Source organism: Lachnoanaerobaculum sanguinis, assembly GCF_033242365.1.
GTDB classification, from domain to species: Bacteria; Bacillota; Clostridia; order Lachnospirales; family Lachnospiraceae; genus Lachnoanaerobaculum; species Lachnoanaerobaculum sanguinis.
Genome location: NZ_BTHK01000001.1, coordinates 33,522 through 58,736, shown reverse-complemented (window position 1 = coordinate 58,736; position 25,215 = coordinate 33,522). Strand labels below are relative to the sequence as shown.

The following is a 25,215-nucleotide window of genomic DNA, read 5'->3' as shown; positions in this document are numbered from 1 at the left end:
CTCTCTGTCTGCATGTCAGAGAGTTTTTTAGATTTACACTTATTGCTTTTACGGGTTTTACTGAAACTATAAAGGAGGTTAGAAATGGCAAAAATCGAATTAAAACAGCCTATAGTTAAGGAAATTGCCGAGCTTTTAGATGGCGCACAGGCAGCCGTAGTCGTTGACTACCGTGGTCTTACAGCCGATCAGGATACAAAGCTTCGTAAGGAACTTAGAGAAGCAGGTGTAACTTATAAAGTTTATAAGAACACAATGATTCGTTTAGCAGCTAAGGGAACTGCATTTGAGACACTTGACAGCTCACTTGAAGGACCTACAGCGATTGCAGTTTCAAAGGAAGATGCAACTGCACCTGCAAGAATCTTACACAATTTCTCTAAGACTGCTCCAAAGCTTGAGTTAAAGGCAGGAGTAGTAGACGGTGTAACATATGACCAGGATGGAATTAAGCTTATAGCTACAATACCATCAAGAGACGAGTTGATTGGAAAGCTCCTTGGAAGCATTCAGTCACCAATTACAAACTTCGCTCGTGTGCTTAATCAGATCGCTGAGAGCAAGGAAGCGTAAATAAACAAATAATGGAGGATTATTAAATGGCAAAGTTAACAACTGCAGAGTTTATCGATGCAATTAAGGAATTATCAGTTCTTGAATTAAATGAGCTTGTAAAGGCTTGTGAGGAAGAGTTTGGCGTATCAGCAGCAGCAGGTGTTGTAGTTGCAGCAGCAGGTGCAGGCGCAGCAGCAGCTGAGGAGAAGACAGAGTTCGACGTAGAGCTTACAGCAGCAGGTGACCAGAAGGTTAAGGTTATCAAGGTTGTTCGTGAGGTTACAGGACTTGGACTTAAGGAAGCAAAGGATCTTGTTGACGGAGCTCCTAAGGTTCTTAAGGCAGAGGTTTCTAAGGAAGAGGCTGAGGGTATCAAGAAGCAGCTTGAAGAAGTTGGAGCACAGGTTACTCTTAAGTAATTTAATTAAACTTTTCGTAGGTGATTGTGAAAGCAATCACCTTTTTTAATACAAATTTCTATATAAAATTTCCATCAAAATCTTTTATATGATATAATATAGCCCGGTATAAGTATTACAGAAAGGAATATATTTATATGATAATGTTGAAAAATGTCAGATTGTTGGATCCCTGTACAAGGACTGACGATATAAGAGATATACTCATATCAGAGGGTAGAATTACGAAGATAGATAAGGATTTATACCTGGATGCGACCCTTATGGCAAGAGCCAACGGAGAGAGACTGAAAGTTTATGATTGTACAGGACTTTGTGCAGCACCCGGATTTGTAGATGTACATGTACATTTAAGAGAGCCGGGATTTGAATATAAGGAAGATATAGCAAGCGGTGCAAGAGCTGCAGCCAAAGGAGGATTTACCACAATAGTTGCTATGGCAAATACCAAGCCTGCAATCGACAGTCCTGAACTTATATTTGAAGTGCTCAAAAAGGGAAGAAATACACCGATAAATGTAAAAACATGTGCCTGCATCACAAAGGGTATGAAGGGTGAAGAGCTTGCAGATTTAAAAGAACTTAGAGAGGCCGGTGCGGTAGGCTTTACAGATGACGGAAGACCTTTACTTGATGAAAATCTGGCACGAGAAGCTATGAAGCTTGCAAGAAATATTAAAATGCCGCTTTCATTTCATGAAGAGGATCCTAAGTTTATTAAAGAAAACGGAATCAACCACGGTTCTTCATCAAATGAGTTACATATTTACGGCTCGGACAGACAGGCTGAGATATCTATGGTTGCAAGAGATTGTAAACTTGCAAGGGAAACGGGAGCAACAATCAGCATACAGCATATAAGCGCCAAGGAAAGCGTTGAACTTGTAAGAAAAGCTAAAAGAGCCGGACTTCGAGTATTTGCCGAGGCTACTCCACATCACTTTGCGCTTACGGATAAGGATGTAATAAAATACGGTACACTTGCAAAAATGAATCCTCCCTTGAGAGAAGAAGAGGATAGACTCGCAATTATCGAAGGATTAAAGGACGGTACAATAGACATTATTGCTACAGATCATGCACCTCACAGCGTTGAAGAAAAAAATAAGAACTTTGTAGATGCACCAAGCGGTATAATCGGACTTGAAACGAGTTTTTCTATTGGATATATGTATCTTGTTAAACCGGGACACCTTACTTTAATGGAGCTTATGAACAGAATGAGCTATCAACCTGCAAGGCTTTACAATATGGACAGAGGAGTATTACGAGAGGATGAAATTGCAGATATTGTAGTATTTGATATAAATAAAGAATGGAAATACGATAAGAGTGAGAGTAAATCAAGTAACTCACCATGGCTTGGAGATACATTACAGGGGAAGATAGTATATACTATTTGTGAAGGAAATGTAGTTTATGAGAATGTTGATTAAAAATAAAGTTTAAGGAGTAAAGATGAAAGATAATAATTGTGCTTACTGTGTACAGGGAGATTTACTTGATAAATTCGGATATCCTGTAGGACAGATGGAGAGCGGATATTTATATATATTTAAAGAGCAGACAAAGATGGGCAGAGTAATACTGGCTTATAAAGACCATGTAAGTGAAATAGTGGATATTTCCGATGAAGAAAGAAATCTGTTCTTTGCGGATGTAAACAAAATAGCAAAAGTGATACACAAGGTTTTTGCACCAAGCAAAGTAAATTATGGTATGTATGGAGATACAGGTTGCCACTTACATATGCATATAGTTCCAAAATATGAGGGTGGAGATGAATGGGGTTCCACATTTACTATGAATCCTGACAAAAAGTATTTGAAAGACAGCGACTATGAGGAGATGGCTAAGATCTTTAGAAGAGATTTAAACATAGAAAAATAAATATTGATACAACGAGAAACAGCAGCCTCGCGGCTGCTGTTTCCCTGTTAGAGTGATATAGGAGTGCATAATGCACATTTTGTAGTGAGAGGTCAACGCAAGAAAACTCTCAACTACGAAGAGTATAATAACATAATCGGAGCATATATGCAATAGTAAAAAAGTTAATAAATTATGAACTTTAGTAACGATAAGCACATAAATACAGATATAAGGGCGAAAATTTTATGCAATTCAACTGGACTTAATATAAACTGAAAGTTATATTCAGCTTTTAGTATGAATGTTGTTTGATAATGTGCAAATATCTTCAGAGTATAAAATATTGTTTTTCAAATGGTGATGTGTTATACTATCACTATAACATTTATAACTTACTTAAATAGCAAACCTATATTTTCTTATCAATATAGGATGCGTAAAACATAAATTAGACAAATTTTTATATTATATTGGAGTGTGGGTATGGATGTAATAATAGATTTTCATAGTGAAGAAGCTATATATGTACAACTTTGTAATCAAATAATATTTGGAATTGCAACAAACAAATACCACGAAGGAGACATTTTACCTTCTGTAAGACAATTGGCCGAAGAAATAGGTATCAATATGCATACGGTGAACAAAGCTTACGCTACATTAAAAAGAGAAGGCTTTGTACAGCTTGACAGAAGAAAAGGTGCAGTTATAAAAGTGGATGCCGACAAACTGCGGGTACTTGATAATATGAGAAAAGAGTTCGGAGTAGTTGTGGCAAGGGGAATATGCAACGGTGTTACGAGGAGAGAAGCTCATGAACTTATAGATGAACTTTATAATGAGTTTGAATTACAAGAATTTGAGGAGATGTAATAACAAAGATGTTATGTGAAAAATGTAAGATTAGAGAAGCAAATGTCTTTTACACTGAAATAATAGACGGAGATCAAAAAAATGAACATCATTTATGTTCTAAATGTGCCGGAGAGATAGATCAATATTCAAGTTTGTTTGATAAAGACTTCAGCTTTTCAAAGCTGCTTTCAGGAATACTTGGAGATGTATTTGAAAAGGAAGAGAACAATGAATATAGACAGATTGTATGTCCGACATGTAATACGAGCTATGATGATTTTATTAAAAACTCAATGTTCGGATGTAAAGACTGCTTTGAAGTTTTTAATCTTTTGATAAATGACAATATAAAGCAAATTCATGGAAATGATACTCATGTAGGTAAAATTCCTAAGAACTATCATAAAAATGACAAGATACTTCCAAAATCAATAGTTACAGACAGCATTGATAATATCTTCAACAATGAGGATAAAAAAATTGAAAACTTGAAACATAAACTTGAAGATGCGATTAAAAAAGAGGATTTTGCACAGGCGGCTATACTTAGAGACAAAATAAAGACTATCAAAGAGGACAAAGAAGATGTGGTATGACAATGTATCTTTGAATACAGATTATAATTATATAAGTAGTAGAATAAGACTTGCAAGAAACTTTGACAATGCATTGTTTCCGAGTAAACTCTCAGATACGCAAGCAAAAAAACTTATTGATAATACCATAGGAGAATTGTCAAATATATCTACAGACTTAGGAATACATACGAATGCCGATATACTTGACAGGATTTCAGAAATAGAAAGAATGTCAATGTATGACAGGAAAGTATTGAATTTGACACTGGCAAAGAAGAAGACACCTACAGGTATTATATTAAACGATAATGAAGATATAAGCATTGTAATAAACGGTGATGATCATATAAGATTACAAACACTTTCCGTAGGTATATCTTTATATGAACTACTTGAAAAGGCAAACAGAATCGATGATTATATAAACGAGCATTTTGAATATGCTTTTAATGAAAAGTACGGTTATCTGACAACTTATCCGACAAATATCGGCACAGGAATGCGTGCTGCAATAGTACTTCATTTACCTGCATCCACACAGAGCAAAGGCTTTTCAAAACTGATTTCAAGTGTAGGAAGATTTGGAGTGGCTATAAAGGGCTTACATGGTGAAGGCAGAGAAAATCACGGTGCATTGTTTGAAATAAGCAATCCTAAAACTTTGGGAATTTCAGAAAGAGAGATTATAGACACTGTAATTAAGGTGGCAAATCAACTGAATGCAAATGAAAGGAAACTCAGGGAATCACTAATCATTGAAAAAAGACTTGAGAAGCAGGATGAAGCATATAAATCATTCGGTGTTTTAAAATATGCAAGAAAGCTTTCTTTAAAGGACGCACTGAGTTTTTTAAGTTCACTTATGGCAGGCAGTGCCGACGGATTGATTGATCTTACTAATGAAAGTAAATTATATTCAATGATGATAGGCGTTCAGTCTTCAAATCTTTTGAAGATGGCAGGCAGACCTTTAAGTGAAGATGAAATAGATGAAATAAGAGCAAAATATATAAGGGACAATATAGGAGAATTACTATAGAAAGGGAAATTAATGGCTGAAAGATATACATCTCAAGCAAAGGAGGCGATTAAGTATGCCGAGATGGCTGCTAAAGAATTATCGCAAAATTATGTCGGCACCGAACATCTCCTTCTTGGTCTGGTACAAGAAGGAAGCGGTGTTGCAGCTAAAATACTTGAGAAAAACGGAATAACGGAAGAAAAAATATTAAATTTAATAGATCAACTTATAGTTTCAAATTATAATGTGGCGATAGAGAGCAGGCAAAATTATTCACCGCTTGCAATCGGTGTATTACAAAATGCATACAGAGAAGCCACAAGATATAAATCCGCACTTATCGGTACGGAACATATTTTGATTGCAATAATAAAGGACAGTGCATGTATTGCACATAAGCTCCTTTTGACAATGAATATAAATATTCAAAAACTTTATATGGAAATTTTATCTGCAATGGGTGAAGAGACTGAGCGAAGGGAAAACTATGAAAAGACGAGCAATAAGTCAAATTCACTTGCAACCCCTACACTTGATAAATATTCCAGAGATCTTACAGAATTTGCAAGAGTAGGAAAACTTGATCCGGTTATCGGAAGAGATAATGAGACAAACAGAGTTATGCAGATTTTATCAAGACGAACCAAGAACAATCCGGTACTTATAGGTGAGCCGGGAGTCGGTAAGACTGCTGTAGTTGAAGGACTGGCATCACGTATTATATCAAAGGAAGTGCCTGACACATTGCTTGATAAAAGACTTGTGACACTTGATCTTCCGGCTATGATTGCAGGTTCAAAATATCGTGGTGAATTTGAAGAAAGAATAAAGAAAGTAATAAATGAAGTGGTAAGTGCCGGAAATGTATTACTTTTCCTTGATGAGCTTCATACTATTATCGGTGCAGGAGGCGCCGAAGGAGCGGTGGACGCTTCAAATATTTTAAAGCCTTTACTTGCCAGAGGTGAGTTGCAACTTATAGGTGCAACCACAATAGATGAGTACAGAAAGCATATAGAAAAGGACTCAGCACTGGAGAGAAGGTTCCAGCCTATAATAGTTGAAGAGCCTTCTTTGGAAGATGCAACTAAGATACTTCTGGGTCTTAAACATAAGTATGAAGAACATCATGCGGTATCCATTACAGACAGAGCAATTGAAAGTGCCGTAAAGTTGTCAAAGAGATATATCTCAGACAGATTTTTGCCGGATAAGGCAATAGATCTTGTAGATGAGGCGGCTTCCAAGACAAGAATCAGCAATTATATGGAACCTGAAAAGATAAAGGAAATAAAAGCTGAAATTGAAAAAATGGAAAAAGAAAAAGAGGATGCCGTAAGTGCCGAAGAGTTTGAAAGAGCCGGTGAAATAAAAGAAAAGCAGGAAAAACTCAGAGAAAAGCAAAATAAACTGCGTGACAAATGGATTGAAGACAAGAGAAATAAAAAGCTTGTTGTAGACGAGGATGAAATTGCGGATGTTGTTGCACTTTGGACAAAAATTCCTGTAAAGAAGATTACCGAAAACGATTCTCAAAGACTCAATAATCTTGAGAAGGTTTTACATGAAAGAGTTGTAGGACAGGAAGAGGCGGTTAATGCGGTAGCAAGAGCTATAAGAAGAGGCAGAGTAGGTCTTAAAGATCCGAAAAGACCTATAGGTTCATTTTTGTTCTTAGGACCTACAGGTGTCGGTAAGACTGAACTTTCAAAAGCTCTTGCATACAGTATGTTCGGGTCTGAAAGTGCACTTATTCGTGTTGATATGAGTGAGTACATGGAAAAGCATTCGGTTTCTAAGATGGTAGGATCGCCTCCGGGATATGTAGGATATGATGAAGGCGGACAGCTTTCTGAAAAGGTAAGAAGAAATCCATATTCGGTAATACTCTTTGATGAGATTGAAAAGGCTCATCCTGATGTGTTCAATATACTTTTACAGGTGCTTGATGACGGACATATTACAGATTCAAGCGGCAGAACTGTTGATTTCAAGAATACGGTTATTATTCTTACTTCAAATGCCGGAGCGCAGAGAATAGTGGAGCCGAAACATCTCGGATTTGCTTCAAACTCCGATGATGAAAAAGACTATTCGGCAATGAAAAGTAATGTTATGGATGAAGTGAAGCAGATGTTTAAACCTGAATTTTTAAACAGAATTGATGAAACTATAGTATTCCATCAGCTTACACGTGATAACTTAAAAGAAATTTTGGACATATTGCTTAAGGAGATTAACAACAGACTTTCCGAGCAGATGCAGATGAATCTGAAACTTACAGAAAAGGCCAAGGAATTCCTTATTGATAAGGGTTATGATAAGAAATACGGTGCAAGACCGTTAAAGCGAGCCCTGCAAAATGAGATAGAGGATAAGATGGCTGAGCAGATACTGCTTGGAAATGTAAAGCAGGGAGACTCTCTTAAGGTGGATTGCAAAGGCGAGGACAAAGACAGAGAACTTGTATTTAAACCGATTGTTAAGAAAAATAAAGTAAAAGAGCTTGTAACCCAATAAATAGAGCTGACTGATATTTGTATAACACATTTATCAGTCGGCTTTTTTATATTTAATAAAAACATAAAAAATTCAAAAATAAAAAGATAAATACACAAAATATATGCTATGATAGAATGTACATAGAAGTATATCGTATTTATAAAAGGGTGAGTATGATGGATGATATAATAATTGAAGTAAAAGGGCTTTATAAGTTCTATAAAGCAGGCGAAAATATAGTACATGCCCTTGACGGCTTGGATTTTACTATAAATAAGGGAGAGTTCGTGGCGATAGTAGGTCCTTCGGGTTCCGGAAAATCTACACTCCTTAATATGCTGGCAGGACTTGAAAAACCGACTAAGGGAGAGATAATAATCAGCGGAACTCATCTTGAAAAGCTTAAAGAAAATCAATTGGTGGCATTCAGACGAAACAATGTAGGGTTTATTTTTCAATCATACAATCTGTTACCAACTATGAATGCACTTGACAATGTGGCTTTACCGCTGGTATTCAGAGGTGTTGATGTAAAGAAAAGGATTGAAACGGCTAAGAAATATCTTACTTTGGTAGGTCTTGAAAAACAGATATATCAAAACGGAAATGCCATGAGTGGAGGTCAGCAACAAAGAGTAGGTATAGCAAGAGCACTCGCTATGCAGCCGAAAATAATTTTTGCAGATGAACCGACAGGAAATCTGGATACAAAGACAACGGCTGAAGTACTTGAGCTGATGAAGCGGATTGTAAAAGAGGAAAATCAAACTCTTATTATGGTTACACATGATAATGATATAGCTAATGTTGCAGACAGACAAATCAGAATAGTAGATGGAAAGGCGGTTTAGTTAAGATGAACGGTGTAAAGAAAACTTGGGGAATTGTGATGATTCTTTTAATGGTCATTATCCCACAGGTAGAATCTTTTGCAAAGTTAAGAAACATAGAAAGCAACAATGTATTTCATCAGGATAAGATACCTGTCGGAAAAACAGGTAAAATGATGAGTGTAACATTTTATGTTGAAACGGGTTCCGACTATGCGGATGCATGGGCAGGTATAGCTTATGATGATGAAGAGGATGAAAATATAGAATTTCCTTTTGAACTTACATCCGAGACTACAGACAGAAAGCATGTAGGAAAGATAAGTAAGGGTAAGAAAAAAAGCATTACTATTTCAGCAAGAGTAAGAAGAGATATTCCTGAAGGTTACTACGGTATTCCTGTTTATCTGGCAGATGACAAAGAAGGTGGAAGAGGTATACAGGAATATATAAATGTTTATATTCAAAAATCAGCTACAACCGACAGCAGTGAATTGGAAGCGGTAAAGGATGTGGAGTTTACTTTAGGTGAAGGACAGTCAACACCCAGAGGTAAATATCCTGATGTATTAAACTTCGGTCTTAATCTTGCAAATACAGGTAAACTTACAGCCTTTGATGTTACTGCACATATGGTGATGGATAAGGACAATACTGTTTTTCCGTTTGAAATAAATGATGCCAACTATGACAGACATTTTGATAAGATTGAGAGCGGAGGAGTTACAAGCCTTGATTACAGTTTTGCAATACAAAAAAATACCTATACAGGTTATTATCCGATAAAGCTTGAAATCACATACCGTGACTCTACAGAAGGTGAAATAAAAAAGACTGAAGAGCAATTTTTTGTACATATACAAAATAAAGATAAGGACGAAACAACCACTTCGCCGGGAGAGTTTAATCCGAATGACAGAACAAAGGCAAGAATAGTAGTAGACAGTTACAGAACAGAGCCGAAGGATGTATATGCCGGAGAAACTTTTGATTTGATTATCGTAATGAAGAATGCTTCTGCGAGTGTAGCCGCCAGCAATATTTTATTTACTTTGGAATCGGAGAAGGCAAATGACAGCGCGGTATTCAGTATGGAGCAGGGATCAAGCTCTCATGCAGTGAATTCTCTGCCTGCAAATCAAACTACTGAGCTTAGACTTAAGATGAGTGCAAGGGCGGGTGTGGATCAAAGGTCATATTCCATTACAATAAATGAGCAGTATGATTCACCTGAGTATAAAAATGCAACAGATAAGGTAAGTGTAGATATACCTGTAAGACAGGTGGCAAGGATGAATATCGGAAGCTTTGAAATCAACCCTGACAGCATAAACGTCGGTGATGATGCAAATATTACATTTCAGATAAATAATACCGGAAAGGTAGTTCTTTATAATCTTATGGCAAAGTTTAAGGCGGATTCAATAAAGGAGAATGAAGCCTATATAGGAAATGTAAAGCCCGGTGAAAGCGGAAATGTGGATGTAAATTTGACAGGTAAAGCTGTAACTGCAGATGACGGTAAGATAAACCTTACTATAAGCTATGAAGATGAAAACGGAAATATTACAGAGGAAACAAGAGATTTTATCTTAAATGTAAACGAAGAGGCGGAAACTGATTTTGATATAACAGATCAGCAAATACCTGAAGAAGAGAACAGGGGATTTAATCCTTTACCTGTTATTATCGGAGGAGGTTTATCGTCTGTTATTATAGCAGGTGCTTTGATATTGAAGAAAAGAAAATCAAAAAAGGAGCAGATGTAAATGAAACTGCTTGATTTACTTAAATTAAGTATTTCAAACCTGAAAAGAAGAAAGCTTAGAACTGTACTTACCGTACTGGGTGTACTTATAGGTACGGCTTCCGTTGTAACCATGCTGTCACTTGGTATCGGGCTTGATGAATTAAATAAAGAGAGCATAGCACAGTCAGGATCACTAAAGGCTATAGATGTTACTGTTCCATACAACAGGCAAGATGATTCATCAAATAAAAAGACGGAACCTTTGCGTATAAAGGATGATACTATTGAAACTTTTTCAAAGATAGAGCATGTTGAAGGAGTGTCCCCGGTGCTGTCAACTTATGTAATTATAATGCAGGGCCCTTATATGCAAAACACTCAAATAAACGGAGTTAATGAAGAATATATGGCTGAAATAAAACTTGAGAGCGGTCATATTCCTACAGATAAGAAAAATCTTGAATTTGTATATGGAAATTTTGTTATTAAAGATTTTCAGAATCCTAAAAAGCCTAATGAATCATTTTATGAGACTAACAAACTTCCAAATGTGGACTACAACAAGCCCATGTTTGTTATTTTTGATACCGAGGCCTATGATAAGGCAAATGCAGGAGGAGAGAATGCACCGAAACCGCCGAAGAAGTATATTATAGATACTGCAGGTGTGGTAAAGGGAGGTGCTTTAATGGATGATTATGACAGTTACAATAATTTCAGCTTCGGAATATATTGTAATATAGATGCTTTAAAAGTAATGCTGAAGAAAGTCTATAAAAACAAACCTATTCCAAATCAACCTACAACAAAGAAAGGTAAGCCTTTAAAGTATCTGGTGTATGATTCTGCTAAGATATATGTGGATGATATGAAAAATGTTTTGACAGTTCAAAAGCAAATCACAGATATGGGCTTTCAGGCCGAGTCTCAAATGGAGTGGATTGAACAAAGTAAAGCCTCTACAAATATGATTCAGATGGTACTTGGCGGTATCGGAGCCGTGTCATTGTTTGTTGCTTCTATAGGTATTGCAAATACTATGATGATGAGTATATATGAAAGAACCAAAGAAATCGGAATTATGAAGGTCTTAGGCTGTGATATGAATCGTATACGAGATATGTTTCTTATAGAATCGGGTGCTATCGGACTTATAGGAGGCTTGACCGGAGTTATTTTTAGTTTTATTATTTCAATTGTAATCAATGCTCTTGGAGTGGCGGTGGCTGTTTCCGGAGTAGACGGAAATATATCAAGAATACCGCCGTGGCTTGTAATATCAGCAATTATTTTTGCGGTTATTATAGGAATGCTGGCAGGTTTCTTCCCTTCTTTAAGAGCGATGAAGTTAAGTCCGCTAACTGCACTTAGAAACGATTAGGAGGTTTTATGTTTGAGTATCTGTCAAAATTAGAGTACCCGGGTAGAGGAATTGTACTTGGAAAGTCGGATGACGGTAAGAATGCCGTCTTTGCCTATTTTATCATGGGGAGAAGTGTAAATTCAAGAAACAGGACATTTGAAGTACATGGTGATGATATAAGCACAAAGGCTTTTGATGAAAGTCTGCTTGGCGATCCGTCTTTAATTATCTATTCTCCTGTACGAGTATTAGGAGATAATATAATAGTAACAAACGGTGATCAAACGGACACGGTTTATGAATATTTAAAGACCGGTAAAAGCTTTGAAGATGCACTGTATACAAGAACTTTTGAACCTGATGCACCGAATTTTACACCGAGAATATCAGGACTTATTGAACTAAAAGACAGACTTAAACTTAAACTTTCTATATTAAAGAGTGATGAAGGGGATGAAAATCAGACTTTAAGATTTTTCTATAATTATGACAATGTAAAAGCAGGTGAGGGATTTTTGATTCATACCTATAAAGAAAATTCGGATCCTCTAAAAAGTTTTGAAGGTGAACCGAAAAAGATACAGATAACCGGAGATATAGATGAATTCAGCGAAAAACTTTGGAACTCTCTTGATTCGGAAAATAAAATATCTTTGGCAGTCAGGTATATAAATTTGGAAACCGGTGAATATATACAGGTTATAAAGAATAAGTTGGAGGGTATGTAATGAAAGAGTTGATTTTAAAGTATGGCTGTAACCCTAATCAAAAACCTGCAAAAATTTTTATGGAAAACGGTGAGGAACTTCCTATAAAAGTACTTAGCGGAAATCCCGGCTATATTAATTTACTTGATGCCTTAAACGGGTGGCAACTTGTTTCAGAGCTGAAAAGAGTAAGCTCTTTAACTTCCGCAACAAGCTTTAAACATGTATCACCTGCAGGCGCTGCAATAGGACTTCCGCTTGATGATGTATTAAAGAAAATATATTGGGTGGAGGATGAAAAACTTTCACCTCTGGCCTGTGCATATGCAAGAGCCAGAGGTGCGGACAGAATGTCATCATTCGGTGATTTTATCGCTTTAAGTGATATTTGTGATAAAGAAACCGCTTTACTTATAAAGAGGGAGGTATCTGACGGTGTAATAGCACCCGGATATAGTGATGAAGCTCTTGAAATACTTAAAGCAAAGAAAAACGGAAAATATAATGTCCTTCAAATAGACGAAAACTATATTCCGGCAAAATCGGAAAAAAAGCAGGTCTTCGGTATTACATTCGAACAGGGACATAATGATTTGGATATAAACATGAGCCTGCTTGAAAATATTGTGACAAAAAACAAAGATTTGTCTGAGAGTGCAAAACTTGATCTGCTTATATCTTTAATAATTTTAAAGTATACCCAGTCAAATTCCGTTTGCTATGTAAAAGACGGACAGGCAATAGGTATAGGAGCGGGGCAGCAGTCAAGAATACATTGTACAAGACTTGCAGGAAATAAGGCTGACAACTGGTTTTTAAGGCAGGCTGAATGTGTGCTTAATCTTCCTTTTAAAGAGGGAATAAAAAGAGCGGACAGAGACAATGCAATTGATGTTTACATAGGTGATAACAGCGTTGAGGAGCTTTTAACCGAAGGAATGTGGGAGCATATCTTTACACAAAAACCGGATGAATTTACAAGGGAAAAAAAGAGAGATTGGTTAAAGAATCTAAAGGGGGTAAGCCTTGGTTCGGATGCATTCTTCCCGTTTAGTGACAATATTGAAAGAGCAAAAAGAAGCGGTGTGGAATTTATTGCACAACCGGGAGGTTCTTTAAGAGATGATGCGGTTATAGAATGTTGTAATAAATATAAAATCACCATGGCATTCACAGGCATTAGGCTTTTCCATCATTAAGCATATTATTGAAAAAATTTGTTGATTTAATATATATTTTATTATAAAATTTAAATAATCAATAGGTTTATAACAGTTTTTATTGATATTCCGGATATTATGGAGGGGTTATGGCAATATTAGTTACCGGTGGTGCCGGTTATATCGGAAGTCATACCTGTGTTGAATTGTTGAATGCAGGTTATGAAGTGGTTGTAGTAGACAATTTGGTAAATTCTTCAAAGGAATCACTTAAGAGAGTGGAAGAGATTACCGGAAAGTCTTTACGTTTCTATGAAGTCGATTTGTTGAACCAAAAGGCTCTTACAAATGTATTCAAAGAAAATAATATAGATGCAGTTATACATTTTGCAGGATTAAAGGCGGTTGGAGAGTCTGTATATAAACCGCTTGAGTATTATCACAATAATATTACAGGAACTCTTATTTTATGTGAAGTAATGAGAGAGTTCGGAGTGGAAAAGATAGTATTTTCATCAAGTGCTACAGTATACGGAGATCCTAAGGTTGTTCCTATTACAGAGGATGCACCGCTCGGTGTTATAACAAATCCATATGGAAGAACAAAGGGAATGCTTGAGCAAATCCTTACAGATTTGCATACTGCAAATGAAAAGTTCTCAGTAATGCTTTTAAGATATTTCAATCCTATAGGAGCACATGAGTCAGGCAGAATCGGTGAAAATCCTAAGGGAATTCCAAACAATCTATTACCTTATATCACACAGGTTGCCGTTGGTAAGCTTGTATGCCTTGGAGTATTCGGAAATGACTACGATACCAAGGACGGTACATGTGTAAGAGACTATATCCATGTTGTCGACCTTGCAAAGGGACATGTGAAGGCTCTTGAAAAGATGATGAGAGATCCGGGAAAGGTGGATATCTATAATCTTGGAACAGGTATAGGATACAGTGTACTTGATGTAATAAATGCATTTGAGAAAGTAAATGATTTAAAAATCAATTATGTATTCAAAGACAGAAGAGCCGGCGATGTACCTGCTTGTTATGCAGATCCTTCACTTGCGCTTAAAGAGCTTGGCTGGAAGGCTGAGAAAAATATTGAAGATATGTGTAGAGACTCTTTCAGATGGCAAAAGGCAAATCCGAACGGATTTGAAGAGGAGAACTCCGATATAGTAGTCAGAAAAGACGGTTCAGTTATTAAAAAATAAATATAAATTATCTGCCTTACGGAGTTTTCCGTAAGGCGGTTTATAAAGGAGATTATGCTTAGTAAAATACATACAGCAGGTCTTTTAGGTATCAATGCATTTCATGTCTGCTGTGAAACCGATATTGGTGACGGTCTGCCGGGAATTATTCTAATAGGTTCTCTATCCGGTGAAGTCAAAGAGGCGGCAGACAGAGTAAAGACCGCAATAAAAAATTCTAAATATTCTTTTTATCCCAGAAAAATCGTTATAAATCTATCCCCTGCAGAAATCAAAAAAGAAGGTTGTGGCTATGATTTACCTATTGCCATATCAATTCTTGAGGCCCTTGGAACAATAAAATCCGATATATTAAACAAATCACTTTTTGTTGGTGAGCTTTCACTCAGTGGTGAATTACTTCCTATAAGAGGCATACTGCCGATTGTTATATTTGCAAAAGAAAACGGATTTGAGAATGTATTTCTTCCATATGATAATCTTGCTGAGGCAAATATAGTTACAGGTATTAAAAATTATGGTATAAAAAATCTAAAAGATCTGATTGAAATTCTAAACGGTGAAAAAACTTATTCGGAAAATATTCAAATACAAATCCCGGAAACAAAAGAATACAGTGACTTTTCGGATGTAAACGGACAGATATTACTAAAAAGGGCTGTGCAGATTGCTGTTGCAGGAAGGCATAACATATTATTTATAGGACCTGCAGGTACAGGTAAAAGTATGATTGCAAAAAGGATTCCCGGAATAATGCCCAATATGAGTGATGAAGAGGCTTTGGAAGTTTCAAAGATATACAGCGTATGTGGATTGCTTAATTCAAAAGAACCGGTATTAAAGATAAGACCTTACAGGGATCCTCATCACAGTGTTTCCCCACAGGCACTCTCAGGAGGTGGAAGGATACCCAAGCCGGGTGAAATTTCTCTGGCACATAAGGGCGTATTATTTTTAGATGAGCTGGCTGAATTTAAGACAAATACGATAGAGGTACTTAGGCAGCCTATGGAAAATAAAACTGTAAGTATTTCAAGAGTAAATGCAAGTATTGAATATCCTTCAGATTTTATGCTGGTTGCGGCTACAAATCCGTGTAAATGCGGTTACTATCCTGACAGAAGTAAATGCAGTTGTAATGAGGCTCAGGTAAGAAAATATCTGTCACGAATATCAAAACCTTTACTTGACAGGATAGATATAACTGTTGAGACTTCGCTGATAAAATATGCAGAGCTTAAAGGTGAATTTAAAAATATCAGCAGCGAAGAAATAAAAAATTACATAGAAAAAGTAAGGCAGATACAGCTGAACAGATATAAAGATTATGGGTTTTCTTACAATTCTGAAATTCCGGCAGGTCTTATAAATAAATTCTGCGCTTTAAAAAAGAGTGATGATATTTTTCTATCTGATTTATATGAGATGAAAAAGATGAGTGTAAGGGGACTTCATAAAATATTAAAAGTTGCAAGAACTGTTGCAGATTTTAATGAACATAAAAATATTGAGCATGATGATATATGTGAGGCTATATCATATCGCTCTTTAGAAGATAAATATTGGTAAGGAGGAAATATGCAGATAAATAATATTTCAGACAGAGAAGCAATGTTTTTTCTGTCAAGTTTAGCGGAGCTTGGTTATGCTTCAAAGCGTTCTATATATGAGAATATTAAGCCTTTATACAGTATTTTTGAAATGAACTTTGAAAATTTAAAGATGAAAGTAAAACTAAGTGAAAAGCAAATTAAGGCTGTTTTAGGATTAAAAGTTAAACTAAATGAACTACATGAAAAATATCTGTCTTTAGATGAAAGAAAAATAAAATTTATACTTCCGTTTGAAGATGATTATCCCAAAAAGCTTTTGGATTTAAGAGATTATCCTTTCGGCATATTTGTAAAAGGTGATATTCCAAGGCGGAGAAAGAGCGTAGCAATAGTGGGCAGTAGAGGTGCAAGTGAATATGGACTTGGAATGGCAAAGTTTATTGCACAGGAACTGGCTGCAAATGATGTGGATATAATAAGCGGTATGGCACTTGGAGTCGACAGTATGGCACATGAGGGTGCTGTTATTTCTAAAGGAAAAACTTATGCAGTACTTGGCACAGGAGTAAATGTATGTTATCCTGATAGCAATTTTACTCTATACAATAAGTTATGTAGTGAAGGCTTTGGCGGTGTTATATCTGAATTTCCTTTGGGAACAAATCCTTTAAAGTTTAATTTTCCTATAAGAAATCGTATTATTTCAGGTCTGGCGGATATTACTGTAGTAATAGAAGCAAGACTTAAGTCGGGTTCACTTATAACGGCAACACATGCCATAGAACAGGGGAGAGAAGTATTTGCACTACCGGGAAGAATAACAGATTGTATGAGTCTTGGATGTAATAAATTGATATCCGACGGTGCCGGTATTATAACCTCACCTACGGATATTTTGGAAGCACTTGATCTTAATGTTGATAAAAAAATTCAAGTATATAATGAAAAAAACGCTAATATACTTGCAAAGAATGATAAAAAGGTTTATAGTTGCCTTGATTTAAAACCGAAATATATAGATGACATAATCAAAGAAAGCGCTTTAGACATCTCTCAAGTGCTTAGCTCACTTTTATTACTTGAATTGGAAGGTTTTATCGTACAAGTATCATCAAATTATTATTGTAAGAGATTAAGTTAGTAAGGGGTTAAAATGGCTGGAAGTTTAGTGATAGTGGAGTCGCCTGCAAAGGTAAAGACCATAAAAAAATATTTAGGTTCGGGGTATGAAGTTACGGCGTCAAACGGGCATGTGCGGGATTTGCCTAAATCCACAATGGGTATTGATGTTGAAAATGACTTTGAACCGAAATATATTACCATAAGAGGCAAGGGCGAGTTACTTGCTAAACTGAAAAAAGACGTTAAAAAAGCTGATAAAATATATCTTGCAACCGACCCTGACCGTGAGGGTGAGGCAATCAGTTGGCATCTGTCAAAGGCTTTAAAGCTTGAAGACAGTGAAAAGAAGGTATTTCGTATCAGTTTTAATGAGATTACAAAAAATGCAATAAAAGAGGCTATTAAGCATCCAAGAAATCTGGATATGAATCTTGTGGATGCGCAGCAGGCGAGAAGAGTATTGGATCGTATGGTGGGATACTCTATCAGCCCTCTACTTTGGGCAAAGGTAAAAAGAGGATTGTCTGCCGGTAGAGTACAGTCTGTAGCACTTAGAATGATATGTGACAGGGAAGCACAAATAGATGAGTTTATTCCGGAGGAGTATTGGACACTGGAAGCCGAGCTTTTGACCGAGCACTCAAAAAAGACTGTAAATGCCAAGTTCTATGGTAAAAAGAGTAAGCTTGCCATAAACAATAAAGCAGAGATGGATAAAATATTAAAGGCATTGAAGGCTGCCTCATATGTGGTTTCAGAGATAAATGAGGGTGAAAGAGTAAAGAAGGCTCCGATTCCGTTTACAACATCTACCTTGCAACAGGAAGCCAGCAAAAAGTTAAACTATTCAACTCAAAAGACAATGAGGCTTGCACAGCAATTATATGAAGGTGTGGAAGTAAAGGGTAAGGGAACAATTGCTCTTATAACATATTTGCGTACAGACTCAACCAGAATAGCTGCCGAGGCAGATGCCGCTGCAAGAGAGTTTGTAGATAAAAGCTACGGACCTGAATATGTTTCAAAAAATGTTGTTACAAAGACAAATAACAATAATGTTCAGGATGCACATGAGGCTATAAGACCTACAGATGTGAATCTTACTCCGGCAATGGTTAAAGAATCTTTGCCAAGAGAGCTTTTCAGACTGTATCAGCTTATATGGAAGAGATTTGTTGCCAGCAGAATGGAAAATGCAAAGTATAAGACTACTTCAGTGAAGCTCAGTGCAGGAGATTATATTTTTACTATGTCCGGCTCAAAAATAGTATTTGACGGATTTATGAGTGTTTATACTGATGATGATGAAGAAAAGGTAAGTTCGGATGCTGTTATAGGAAAGCTTAAGGTAGGAGATGAACTTAAACTTGAAAAACTTTTGGATGTACAGCATTTTACACAACCGCCTGCACATTTTACGGAGGCAAGCCTTGTAAAGGCATTGGAAGAACAGGGAATAGGACGTCCGTCAACATATGCACCTACTATTACTACAATTCTTGCAAGACATTATATTGTTAAAGAGCAAAAAAATCTCTATGTTACAGAGCTTGGACAGATTGTAAACTCTATGATGGTTAACTATTTCGGGAGCATAGTGGATAAGGAATTTACGGCAAATCTTGAGCAGTTACTGGATTCTGTAGGTGACGGAAGTGTAAATTGGAAAACTGTTGTATCAAACTTTTATCCTGATCTTGAGTCGGCAGTAGAGCAGGCTTCAAAGGAGCTTGAAAATGTAAAGATTGCCGATGAAGTTACAGATGTGATATGTGAAAACTGCGGAAGAAACATGGTTATAAAATATGGTCCGCACGGAAAGTTTTTAGCATGTCCGGGATTCCCCGAATGTAAGAATACAAAGCCGTATCTTGAGAAAATAGGAGTTAAATGTCCTAAATGTGACGGTGAAGTAGTAATAAAGAAGACAAAGAAAGGCAGAATATACTATGGTTGCAGCAATGCGCCGGAATGTGATTTTATGTCATGGAATAAGCCTTCTTCTATAGCCTGTCCAAAATGTGGCTCATATATGGTTGAAAAAGGAAATAAGCTCCTTTGTATGAATGAAGAATGCGGATATTCCGAGAATAAGCCAAAAGAAGAATAAATATTTAAAGTTAAACGACCGACTTAATAAGCCGGTCGTTTATTTACACACAAGTACTTTATTATAGCTGCTTTGTTATTCCTTATCATCATCTTTTTTATCAAGATTTCTTATCTGTTTTGTTATTACAAGATATGCATATATTATTACAGGCATTACAATATCAATAAACAAGAATACAAAAAGCAATCTGATATTGTCTGAGAATATTGCAACAAGAACAGTTGAGATCAAACTGAATATAAGTAAAAGTAAGGTTATTATCGCAAAAAACTTTTTCATTTTCATATTAATTTTCCTCCAAACTTAAAGTCAGTTCTTCCCACTCGTTCATAAGCTTTTCAAGCTTTTCTTCCAGAGCTGTTTTTTCTTTTTGCAGTTCCATAAGCTTACCAACATTTGAGGAAATCTCAGGATTGGCAAATTCCTCATCGATAAGAGCGAGTTTTTCTTCAAGTTTTTCTATTTCCTTTTCACATTTGTTCAAGGCATTTGTTACTTTCTTTTTTTGAGCCTGTGCAGTCTTATTTTCAATCCATTCCTGCTTTGAGTCTGAGATTTCTGTAGGTTTTTCTTCTATATTATTATTTGAAAGATTGGCTGCACCTTCTACCGCCTCTCTTTTTTCAATATAGTAATCATAATTTCCTATATAGTTAAGTAATCTGTTTCCTGTAAGATCAAGAATCCTTGTTGCGGTCTTATTGATAAAGTATCTGTCATGTGATACATAGCAAATAGTACCAGGGAAACTGTTTAAGGCACTTTCAAGTACATCCTTACTTAGAATATCCAAATGGTTTGTAGGCTCATCCAAAAGCAGGAAATTTGCTTTTGATAACATAAGTTTAACCAAAGATACTCTGCCTCTTTCTCCACCTGAAAGATCACCGATCTTTTTATACACATCCTCACCTGTGAAAAGAAAAGCTGCAAGTATGTTTCTTATTTGAGTATTGTTCATCTCAGGGTAAGTATCTGAAATCTCATCAAACAAAGTCTTGTCCATATGAAGTACCTGGTGTTCCTGATCATAGTACGCAATGGAAACATTTGACCCGTAGATTACTTCACCGGTATCAGGAGTTAAAAGTCCGTTTATAATCTTTAGTAGGGTAGTCTTTCCTGTACCGTTATCACCTATAATAGCGACTCTTTCCCCTCTTTTTATTTCAAAATTTATATTTGAAAAGAGATGCTTTTCATCAAAACTCTTTGACAAATCATGTACTGTAAGCACATCCTTACCGCTTTCTTTTGAAATATCCAAAGAGAGTCTCATATTTTCTATATGAGTTTTTGGAGCTTCGACTCTTTCAATCTTTTCAAGCTGTTTTTGTCGGCTCTCGGCTCGTTTTATCGACTTTTCTCTGTTAAATTGCTTAAGCTTTGTAATAACAGCTTCCTGATGTTTTATTTCCTGTTGCTGATTCAAATATTCCTTCATTTTGGCATCTAAAAGCATCTGCTTTTTTGCGGAGAAGTCTGAATAGTTTCCGGAATACATTTGGACTTCGGCGTTTTCTATATCTATAACCTTACTTACTATCTTATCAAGAAAATATCTGTCATGTGAAACTATAATTACTGCACCCTTATAGTTTAGCAGATAGGATTCAAGCCATTCGATACTGCGAAGATCCAAATGGTTTGTCGGCTCGTCAAGTAAAATAATATCAGGTTCTTCCAAAAGCAGTTTTGCAAGGAATACTCTTGTTTTTTGACCTCCTGATAATGTATTTATCTTTCTGTCAAAATCATTTTCATCGAATCCAAGTCCTTTTAAAATACCGATGACTTTACTCTTTGCGGCATATCCGTCCATCAGCTCATAACTGTGAGTAAGAGCGGTATATGAAGAATATAACTCTTCAAGTGCCTCGCCTGAAAGATGTTGCATCTGTTCCTGCATCTCTAACATTCTTTTTTCCATATTAAGGATATGCTCTATAACTGTATATAGCTCATCTATAATACTTAATGTGGAATCTACATTATTTATCTGTCTTAAGTATCCGAGTTTTGCATCCTTTGCAAGTATAACATTACCGCTGTCGGCATGTTCCTCACCTGTAAGTATTTTTAGCAGTGTGGTTTTTCCGGCACCGTTTACACCGACAATGGCAACTTTTTCATGTTCATTGACTAAAAAATTTGCATCTTTTATTATCTCATTGCTTCCGAAAGACTTTGAGATATTTGTAGCATTTAAAATCAAAATTTGCCTCCTTAGTCATATAATCCACATAAGTATAGCTTAAATACATGCTTAAATGCAAGACAATTCATGATACAAATGAAGCCTTTATATGCTCAAAAACTTAATAAAATATATAATATTCACCATATATATCTGTATTGACATTTATATTAATAGATAATATACTAATTGTAGAATTCTTAACAAATGGAATTGCTGAGAATAATTTATAAATTAATATTTGGAACGGAATAAATATGGAAGAAAGAAAAATATCCAGAGCAGTCATTTCAAGACTGCCAAGATACTATAGATACTTAGGTGAACTCTCAGAAGAGGGTGTTGAAAGAATATCCTCAAAAGAACTCAGTGAGAGAATGAAGGTTACGGCTTCTCAAATCAGACAGGATTTAAATAACTTTGGAGGTTTCGGACAGCAGGGATACGGATATAATGTAAGATATCTGTATAATGAGATCGCAAAGATTTTAGGAATTGACCGTCAGCACAATATTATAATAATCGGTGCAGGTCATTTGGGACAGGCTATTGCAAATTATGCAAACTTTGAGAGAAGAGGTTTTCTTATTAAGGGAATGTTTGATGTGGATCCTAATCTTTTCGGAAAAACCATACGTGGTGCAAGAGTGTATTCTCTTGATAACCTTGAAAAGTTTGTATCTGAAAATGACATACAGATAGCGGCACTTACAATACCGAAGACCAGAGCAATGGAAGTTGCGGACAGACTTATAAAGTCCGGTATAAAGGCAATCTGGAATTTTGCACATACGGATTTATCGGTTCCGGATGATGTAGTTGTTGAGAATGTGCATCTTTCAGAATCTCTTATGAGGCTGTCATATAGAGTCAGTAATGTAGATGCCGTTCCTTTTGAAGGGAAGTATGATTAGAGGAATCGGCACTGATATAGTCGAAATAGACAGAATATCAAATGCAATTAAAAAGGAATTTTTTTTAAAGAAGGCTTTCAATGATAGTGAAATAGATATGGCCGGAGGCAGAAACAGAGACAGTTTTCTGGCCGGAAATTTTGCTACAAAGGAAGCCTTTGTAAAAGCATTGGGAACAGGTTTCAGAGGTGTTGAACTTAAGGACTTGGCGGTACTCAGAGATGAACTTGGAAAGCCTTTTATAAAAATCTGTAATAATTCAAACAGACATTTACAAGGAATTGATGAGAATAAAATCCATGTATCCATAAGCAATACCGACTCACTGGCAATTGCAATGGTAGTAATAGAAACAGACTAATATGTGGAGATGGGGATATGAGAATTCTTGATGAAACTGCATTAAAATATATACCTGAAAGAATTAAGAATGCAAATAAAGGCAGCTATGGGCATGTTCTGGTTATTGCCGGAAGTAACGGAATGAGCGGTGCAGCATTTTTGAGTGCAATGGCGGCATATCGTTCAGGCGCAGGTTTGGTTAGAATACTTACGGTAAGTAAAAATCGTACAATTTTACAAACACTTTTACCTGAAGCAATAATAACAACTTATGATGAGAGAGAAGCATATGAGAATAAGGAATGCTTTATAAATAAGATTAAGTCATGTCTTGATTGGTCAAGCGTAGTGGTACTTGGACCGGGACTTTCTACAGATTATTATGCTAAAATCATTGTAGAATATGTTTTGGCCGAATGTTATGTTCCTATGATAATTGATGCGGATGCTTTGAATATTATTGCAGCTGATACTACACTTACAAAGTATTATACAGATAATATCATTATCACTCCTCATATAGGGGAGATGTCAAGATTGATAGATGTATCTATAGATGATATATTATCGGATCCCGTAAAGTATGCCGAGGAATATGCAAATAAATACGGTATTACAGTAGTTTTAAAATCTCATCAAAGTGTTATCGCCGCAAAGGAGGATACATTTATAAATAAATCCGGAAGTGCAGCCATGGCAAAGGCCGGAAGCGGAGATGTTCTATGCGGTATAATTGCAGGCATGTTTTGTCTTGGCATAGATGATGATATGGCTGTGGCGCTTGGAGTTTTCATACACGGCATGGCCGGCAGTATTGCCGGTAAAAAACATGGAGAGCACAGTATTTTGGCAAGAGAAATTATAGATAATATAGGTGAAGTGCTTAATAGAAGGAAGAGAAATGGACTCATATAGACGTGCTTATGCAAAGGTTGATCTGGATGCAATAAAGCATAATTTAAAAGTTACAAAAAAAGCTTTAAAAGAGAATATGAAACTGGCGGCAATTGTAAAGGCTGACGGTTATGGACATGGAAGTGTTCCCGTATCATTATATATAAAAGATATTGTGGACTTTTTCTGCGTAGCCACACTTGAAGAAGGTGTTAATCTTAGATACCATGGTATCACAAATCCTATTTTGATACTGGCATGTATTCCAAGAAACAGCTACAAAGAATCAATAGTATTTGATATAAGGGAATCGGTTTTTACACTGGATCAGGCTAAGAAAATAAATGAAGAAGCCGGAGAGCTTGGGAAAAAGATATCTATTCATATCGCAATAGATACAGGTATGAACAGAATCGGTTTTAAGCCTACAAAAGAGAGTGCAAACATTATAAAAGAAATAAGTGAAATGGGTAATATTGAGATTGAAGGTATTTTCACACATTTTCACAGTGCTGATGAAAGTGATCTTACGTCTGCAAAAGAACAGGAGAGCTTATTCAGGCAATTTTTGGATTTACTAAAGAGTATGGGAATAGAACCTCCTATAGTACATGCTTCAAATTCAGCGGCTATAGTAAACGGTATCGGTACAGACTTTGATATGGTGCGTTTGGGAATTACAATGTATGGTGTTGCACCTTCAAATGAAGTGAATTTGACTGACTTTGACTACAGGCCGGCATTAAGCATTTACTCAACAATTACATATATAAAGAGAATAAAAGCAGGTGAATGTGTAAGCTACGGCGCCACTTTTAGAGCTGAAAAAGATATGGACATTGCTACAATTTCCTTCGGATATGCAGACGGATATCCCAGAGATTTGAGTAATAAGGGATATGTATTGATTAACGGTGTAAAATGTAATATTATCGGCAGAATATGCATGGATCAGACAATAGTCGATGTCAGCAATGTTCCAAATGTTAATATAGGAGATACGGTAGTTATTTTAGGAAAAAGCGATGGATACAGTATAACTGTTGACGAGCTCACAAAAGATTCAAACACTTTTTCCTATGAATTTATTTGCGGTATTAATAAGAGAGTACCGAGACTTTACTATTCAAATGGTGAATATGTTGGTAAAAAGGACTATATAAGAGATCTATACACTATGATATAGTCCTTAAAAGTTTTAGATATAAGATAAGTAGGAGTTTTTCATGGACGATGCTCATTCGGCATTAT

At 36.1% G+C, this 25,215-nt stretch carries 23 protein-coding genes and 1 other annotated feature (1 of these 24 cut by a window edge); of the genes, 21 read left to right on the top strand and 2 right to left on the bottom strand.

The genetic code is table 11. From position 1 onward, the window contains the following. Positions 1-39: a sequence feature (ribosomal protein L10 leader region), on the top strand; it begins 92 nt to the left of the window's first position. Positions 40-84: 45 nt separating this feature from the next. The 17 genes from rplJ to topA all read left to right on the top strand — a co-directional run bounded on the left by rplJ (position 85) and on the right by topA (position 19,614). Then, the gene (gene rplJ / locus SBH76_RS00265) at positions 85-573 is read left to right on the top strand and encodes a 50S ribosomal protein L10 (RefSeq protein ID WP_007592058.1); all 489 of its coding nucleotides are present in this window, start codon (positions 85-87) and stop codon (positions 571-573) included. Positions 574-599: 26 nt separating this feature from the next. After that, the gene (gene rplL / locus SBH76_RS00260; protein ID WP_007592057.1) at positions 600-974 is read left to right on the top strand and encodes a 50S ribosomal protein L7/L12; all 375 of its coding nucleotides are present in this window, start codon (positions 600-602) and stop codon (positions 972-974) included. Positions 975-1,111: 137 nt separating this feature from the next. Next, positions 1,112-2,410 carry a dihydroorotase gene (locus SBH76_RS00255; protein ID WP_317976365.1) on the top strand — a complete coding sequence of 433 codons (1,299 nt, stop codon included), beginning with the start codon at positions 1,112-1,114 and terminating at the stop codon, positions 2,408-2,410. 22 nt (positions 2,411-2,432) lie between these two features. After that, entirely contained in the window at positions 2,433-2,864 is a 432-nt protein-coding gene (locus SBH76_RS00250; protein ID WP_315085761.1) for an HIT family protein, read from the top strand. A gap of 465 nt (positions 2,865-3,329) precedes the next feature. Next, positions 3,330-3,719: a GntR family transcriptional regulator gene (locus tag SBH76_RS00245; RefSeq protein WP_315085759.1), complete on the top strand. Its 390-nt coding sequence runs from the start codon at positions 3,330-3,332 to the stop codon at positions 3,717-3,719. 8 nt (positions 3,720-3,727) lie between these two features. Then, positions 3,728-4,297, top strand: coding sequence for a UvrB/UvrC motif-containing protein (locus SBH76_RS00240; RefSeq protein WP_034215011.1), 570 nt, complete (start codon positions 3,728-3,730; stop codon positions 4,295-4,297). Beyond that, positions 4,287-5,318, top strand: coding sequence for an ATP--guanido phosphotransferase (locus SBH76_RS00235; protein ID WP_317976364.1), 1,032 nt, complete (start codon positions 4,287-4,289; stop codon positions 5,316-5,318). The genes SBH76_RS00240 and SBH76_RS00235 overlap by 11 nt, the downstream gene beginning before the upstream one ends. A 12-nt stretch (positions 5,319-5,330) precedes the next feature. After that, positions 5,331-7,820 carry an ATP-dependent Clp protease ATP-binding subunit gene (locus SBH76_RS00230; RefSeq protein WP_317976363.1) on the top strand — a complete coding sequence of 830 codons (2,490 nt, stop codon included), beginning with the start codon at positions 5,331-5,333 and terminating at the stop codon, positions 7,818-7,820. 155 nt (positions 7,821-7,975) lie between these two features. After that, positions 7,976-8,653: an ABC transporter ATP-binding protein gene (locus tag SBH76_RS00225; protein WP_317976362.1), complete on the top strand. Its 678-nt coding sequence runs from the start codon at positions 7,976-7,978 to the stop codon at positions 8,651-8,653. Positions 8,654-8,658: 5 nt separating this feature from the next. Beyond that, positions 8,659-10,401, top strand: a complete 1,743-nt coding sequence (locus SBH76_RS00220) for a COG1361 S-layer family protein (protein WP_317976361.1) — start codon at positions 8,659-8,661, stop codon at positions 10,399-10,401. Then, positions 10,402-11,763, top strand: a complete 1,362-nt coding sequence (locus tag SBH76_RS00215) for an ABC transporter permease (RefSeq protein WP_317976360.1) — start codon at positions 10,402-10,404, stop codon at positions 11,761-11,763. A gap of 8 nt (positions 11,764-11,771) precedes the next feature. After that, positions 11,772-12,473: an IMP cyclohydrolase gene (locus tag SBH76_RS00210; protein WP_317976359.1), complete on the top strand. Its 702-nt coding sequence runs from the start codon at positions 11,772-11,774 to the stop codon at positions 12,471-12,473. After that, the gene (locus SBH76_RS00205; protein WP_317976358.1) at positions 12,473-13,651 is read left to right on the top strand and encodes a phosphoribosylaminoimidazolecarboxamide formyltransferase; all 1,179 of its coding nucleotides are present in this window, start codon (positions 12,473-12,475) and stop codon (positions 13,649-13,651) included. Before SBH76_RS00210 ends, SBH76_RS00205 begins: the two co-directional genes overlap by 1 nt. 110 nt (positions 13,652-13,761) lie before the next feature. After that, positions 13,762-14,829, top strand: coding sequence for a UDP-glucose 4-epimerase GalE (galE, locus tag SBH76_RS00200; protein ID WP_034214997.1), 1,068 nt, complete (start codon positions 13,762-13,764; stop codon positions 14,827-14,829). 54 nt (positions 14,830-14,883) lie between these two features. Next, positions 14,884-16,398, top strand: a complete 1,515-nt coding sequence (locus SBH76_RS00195) for a YifB family Mg chelatase-like AAA ATPase (RefSeq protein WP_317976357.1) — start codon at positions 14,884-14,886, stop codon at positions 16,396-16,398. A 9-nt stretch (positions 16,399-16,407) separates the two neighbouring features. Beyond that, entirely contained in the window at positions 16,408-17,523 is a 1,116-nt protein-coding gene (gene dprA, locus SBH76_RS00190; protein WP_317976356.1) for a DNA-processing protein DprA, read from the top strand. Between the two features lie 12 nt (positions 17,524-17,535). After that, a complete protein-coding gene (gene topA / locus SBH76_RS00185) occupies positions 17,536-19,614 on the top strand; it encodes a type I DNA topoisomerase (RefSeq protein ID WP_317976355.1) in 2,079 nt (692 codons plus the stop codon). 75 nt (positions 19,615-19,689) lie between these two features. On the opposite strand, the gene SBH76_RS00180 is transcribed toward topA, so the two are convergent. Together SBH76_RS00180 and abc-f are read right to left on the bottom strand one after the other, a co-directional pair. After that, the gene (locus SBH76_RS00180) at positions 19,690-19,902 is read right to left on the bottom strand and encodes a cell division protein DIVIC (protein WP_317976354.1); all 213 of its coding nucleotides are present in this window, start codon (positions 19,900-19,902) and stop codon (positions 19,690-19,692) included. Position 19,903: 1 nt separating this feature from the next. Next, positions 19,904-21,832 (bottom strand): ribosomal protection-like ABC-F family protein, encoded by a 1,929-nt coding sequence (gene abc-f, locus SBH76_RS00175; RefSeq protein ID WP_317976353.1) that lies wholly within the window; start codon positions 21,830-21,832, stop codon positions 19,904-19,906. Between the two features lie 239 nt (positions 21,833-22,071). Between abc-f and SBH76_RS00170 the strand changes: the two genes are divergently transcribed. From SBH76_RS00170 to alr, 4 genes are read left to right on the top strand one after another with little or no spacing between them, the layout of a single operon-like run. Continuing rightward, on the top strand, positions 22,072-22,728 hold the full coding sequence (locus SBH76_RS00170) for a redox-sensing transcriptional repressor Rex (protein WP_317976352.1): 657 nt from the start codon (positions 22,072-22,074) through the stop codon (positions 22,726-22,728). After that, positions 22,721-23,089, top strand: coding sequence for a holo-ACP synthase (acpS, locus tag SBH76_RS00165; protein WP_034214985.1), 369 nt, complete (start codon positions 22,721-22,723; stop codon positions 23,087-23,089). The genes SBH76_RS00170 and acpS overlap by 8 nt, the downstream gene beginning before the upstream one ends. A gap of 17 nt (positions 23,090-23,106) precedes the next feature. Continuing rightward, positions 23,107-23,985, top strand: a complete 879-nt coding sequence (locus SBH76_RS00160) for an NAD(P)H-hydrate dehydratase (protein ID WP_317976351.1) — start codon at positions 23,107-23,109, stop codon at positions 23,983-23,985. Next, entirely contained in the window at positions 23,972-25,150 is a 1,179-nt protein-coding gene (alr, locus tag SBH76_RS00155; RefSeq protein ID WP_317976350.1) for an alanine racemase, read from the top strand. The genes SBH76_RS00160 and alr overlap by 14 nt, the downstream gene beginning before the upstream one ends. The last annotated feature ends 65 nt before the right edge of the window (positions 25,151-25,215 follow it).

What these genes read in the sequence shown, in the direction of transcription:
- rplJ (WP_007592058.1), top strand. Translation starts at nt 85, where the DNA reads ATGGCAAAAATCGAATTAAAACAGCCTATAGTTAAGGAAATTGCCGAG.
- rplL (WP_007592057.1), top strand. Translation starts at nt 600, where the DNA reads ATGGCAAAGTTAACAACTGCAGAGTTTATCGATGCAATTAAGGAATTA.
- SBH76_RS00255 (WP_317976365.1), top strand. Translation starts at nt 1,112, where the DNA reads ATGATAATGTTGAAAAATGTCAGATTGTTGGATCCCTGTACAAGGACT.
- SBH76_RS00250 (WP_315085761.1), top strand. Translation starts at nt 2,433, where the DNA reads ATGAAAGATAATAATTGTGCTTACTGTGTACAGGGAGATTTACTTGAT.
- SBH76_RS00245 (WP_315085759.1), top strand. Translation starts at nt 3,330, where the DNA reads ATGGATGTAATAATAGATTTTCATAGTGAAGAAGCTATATATGTACAA.
- SBH76_RS00240 (WP_034215011.1), top strand. Translation starts at nt 3,728, where the DNA reads ATGTTATGTGAAAAATGTAAGATTAGAGAAGCAAATGTCTTTTACACT.
- SBH76_RS00235 (WP_317976364.1), top strand. Translation starts at nt 4,287, where the DNA reads ATGTGGTATGACAATGTATCTTTGAATACAGATTATAATTATATAAGT.
- SBH76_RS00230 (WP_317976363.1), top strand. Translation starts at nt 5,331, where the DNA reads ATGGCTGAAAGATATACATCTCAAGCAAAGGAGGCGATTAAGTATGCC.
- SBH76_RS00225 (WP_317976362.1), top strand. Translation starts at nt 7,976, where the DNA reads ATGATGGATGATATAATAATTGAAGTAAAAGGGCTTTATAAGTTCTAT.
- SBH76_RS00220 (WP_317976361.1), top strand. Translation starts at nt 8,659, where the DNA reads ATGAACGGTGTAAAGAAAACTTGGGGAATTGTGATGATTCTTTTAATG.
- SBH76_RS00215 (WP_317976360.1), top strand. Translation starts at nt 10,402, where the DNA reads ATGAAACTGCTTGATTTACTTAAATTAAGTATTTCAAACCTGAAAAGA.
- SBH76_RS00210 (WP_317976359.1), top strand. Translation starts at nt 11,772, where the DNA reads ATGTTTGAGTATCTGTCAAAATTAGAGTACCCGGGTAGAGGAATTGTA.
- SBH76_RS00205 (WP_317976358.1), top strand. Translation starts at nt 12,473, where the DNA reads ATGAAAGAGTTGATTTTAAAGTATGGCTGTAACCCTAATCAAAAACCT.
- galE (WP_034214997.1), top strand. Translation starts at nt 13,762, where the DNA reads ATGGCAATATTAGTTACCGGTGGTGCCGGTTATATCGGAAGTCATACC.
- SBH76_RS00195 (WP_317976357.1), top strand. Translation starts at nt 14,884, where the DNA reads ATGCTTAGTAAAATACATACAGCAGGTCTTTTAGGTATCAATGCATTT.
- dprA (WP_317976356.1), top strand. Translation starts at nt 16,408, where the DNA reads ATGCAGATAAATAATATTTCAGACAGAGAAGCAATGTTTTTTCTGTCA.
- topA (WP_317976355.1), top strand. Translation starts at nt 17,536, where the DNA reads ATGGCTGGAAGTTTAGTGATAGTGGAGTCGCCTGCAAAGGTAAAGACC.
- SBH76_RS00180 (WP_317976354.1), bottom strand. Translation starts at nt 19,902, where the DNA reads ATGAAAATGAAAAAGTTTTTTGCGATAATAACCTTACTTTTACTTATA.
- SBH76_RS00170 (WP_317976352.1), top strand. Translation starts at nt 22,072, where the DNA reads ATGGAAGAAAGAAAAATATCCAGAGCAGTCATTTCAAGACTGCCAAGA.
- acpS (WP_034214985.1), top strand. Translation starts at nt 22,721, where the DNA reads ATGATTAGAGGAATCGGCACTGATATAGTCGAAATAGACAGAATATCA.
- SBH76_RS00160 (WP_317976351.1), top strand. Translation starts at nt 23,107, where the DNA reads ATGAGAATTCTTGATGAAACTGCATTAAAATATATACCTGAAAGAATT.
- alr (WP_317976350.1), top strand. Translation starts at nt 23,972, where the DNA reads ATGGACTCATATAGACGTGCTTATGCAAAGGTTGATCTGGATGCAATA.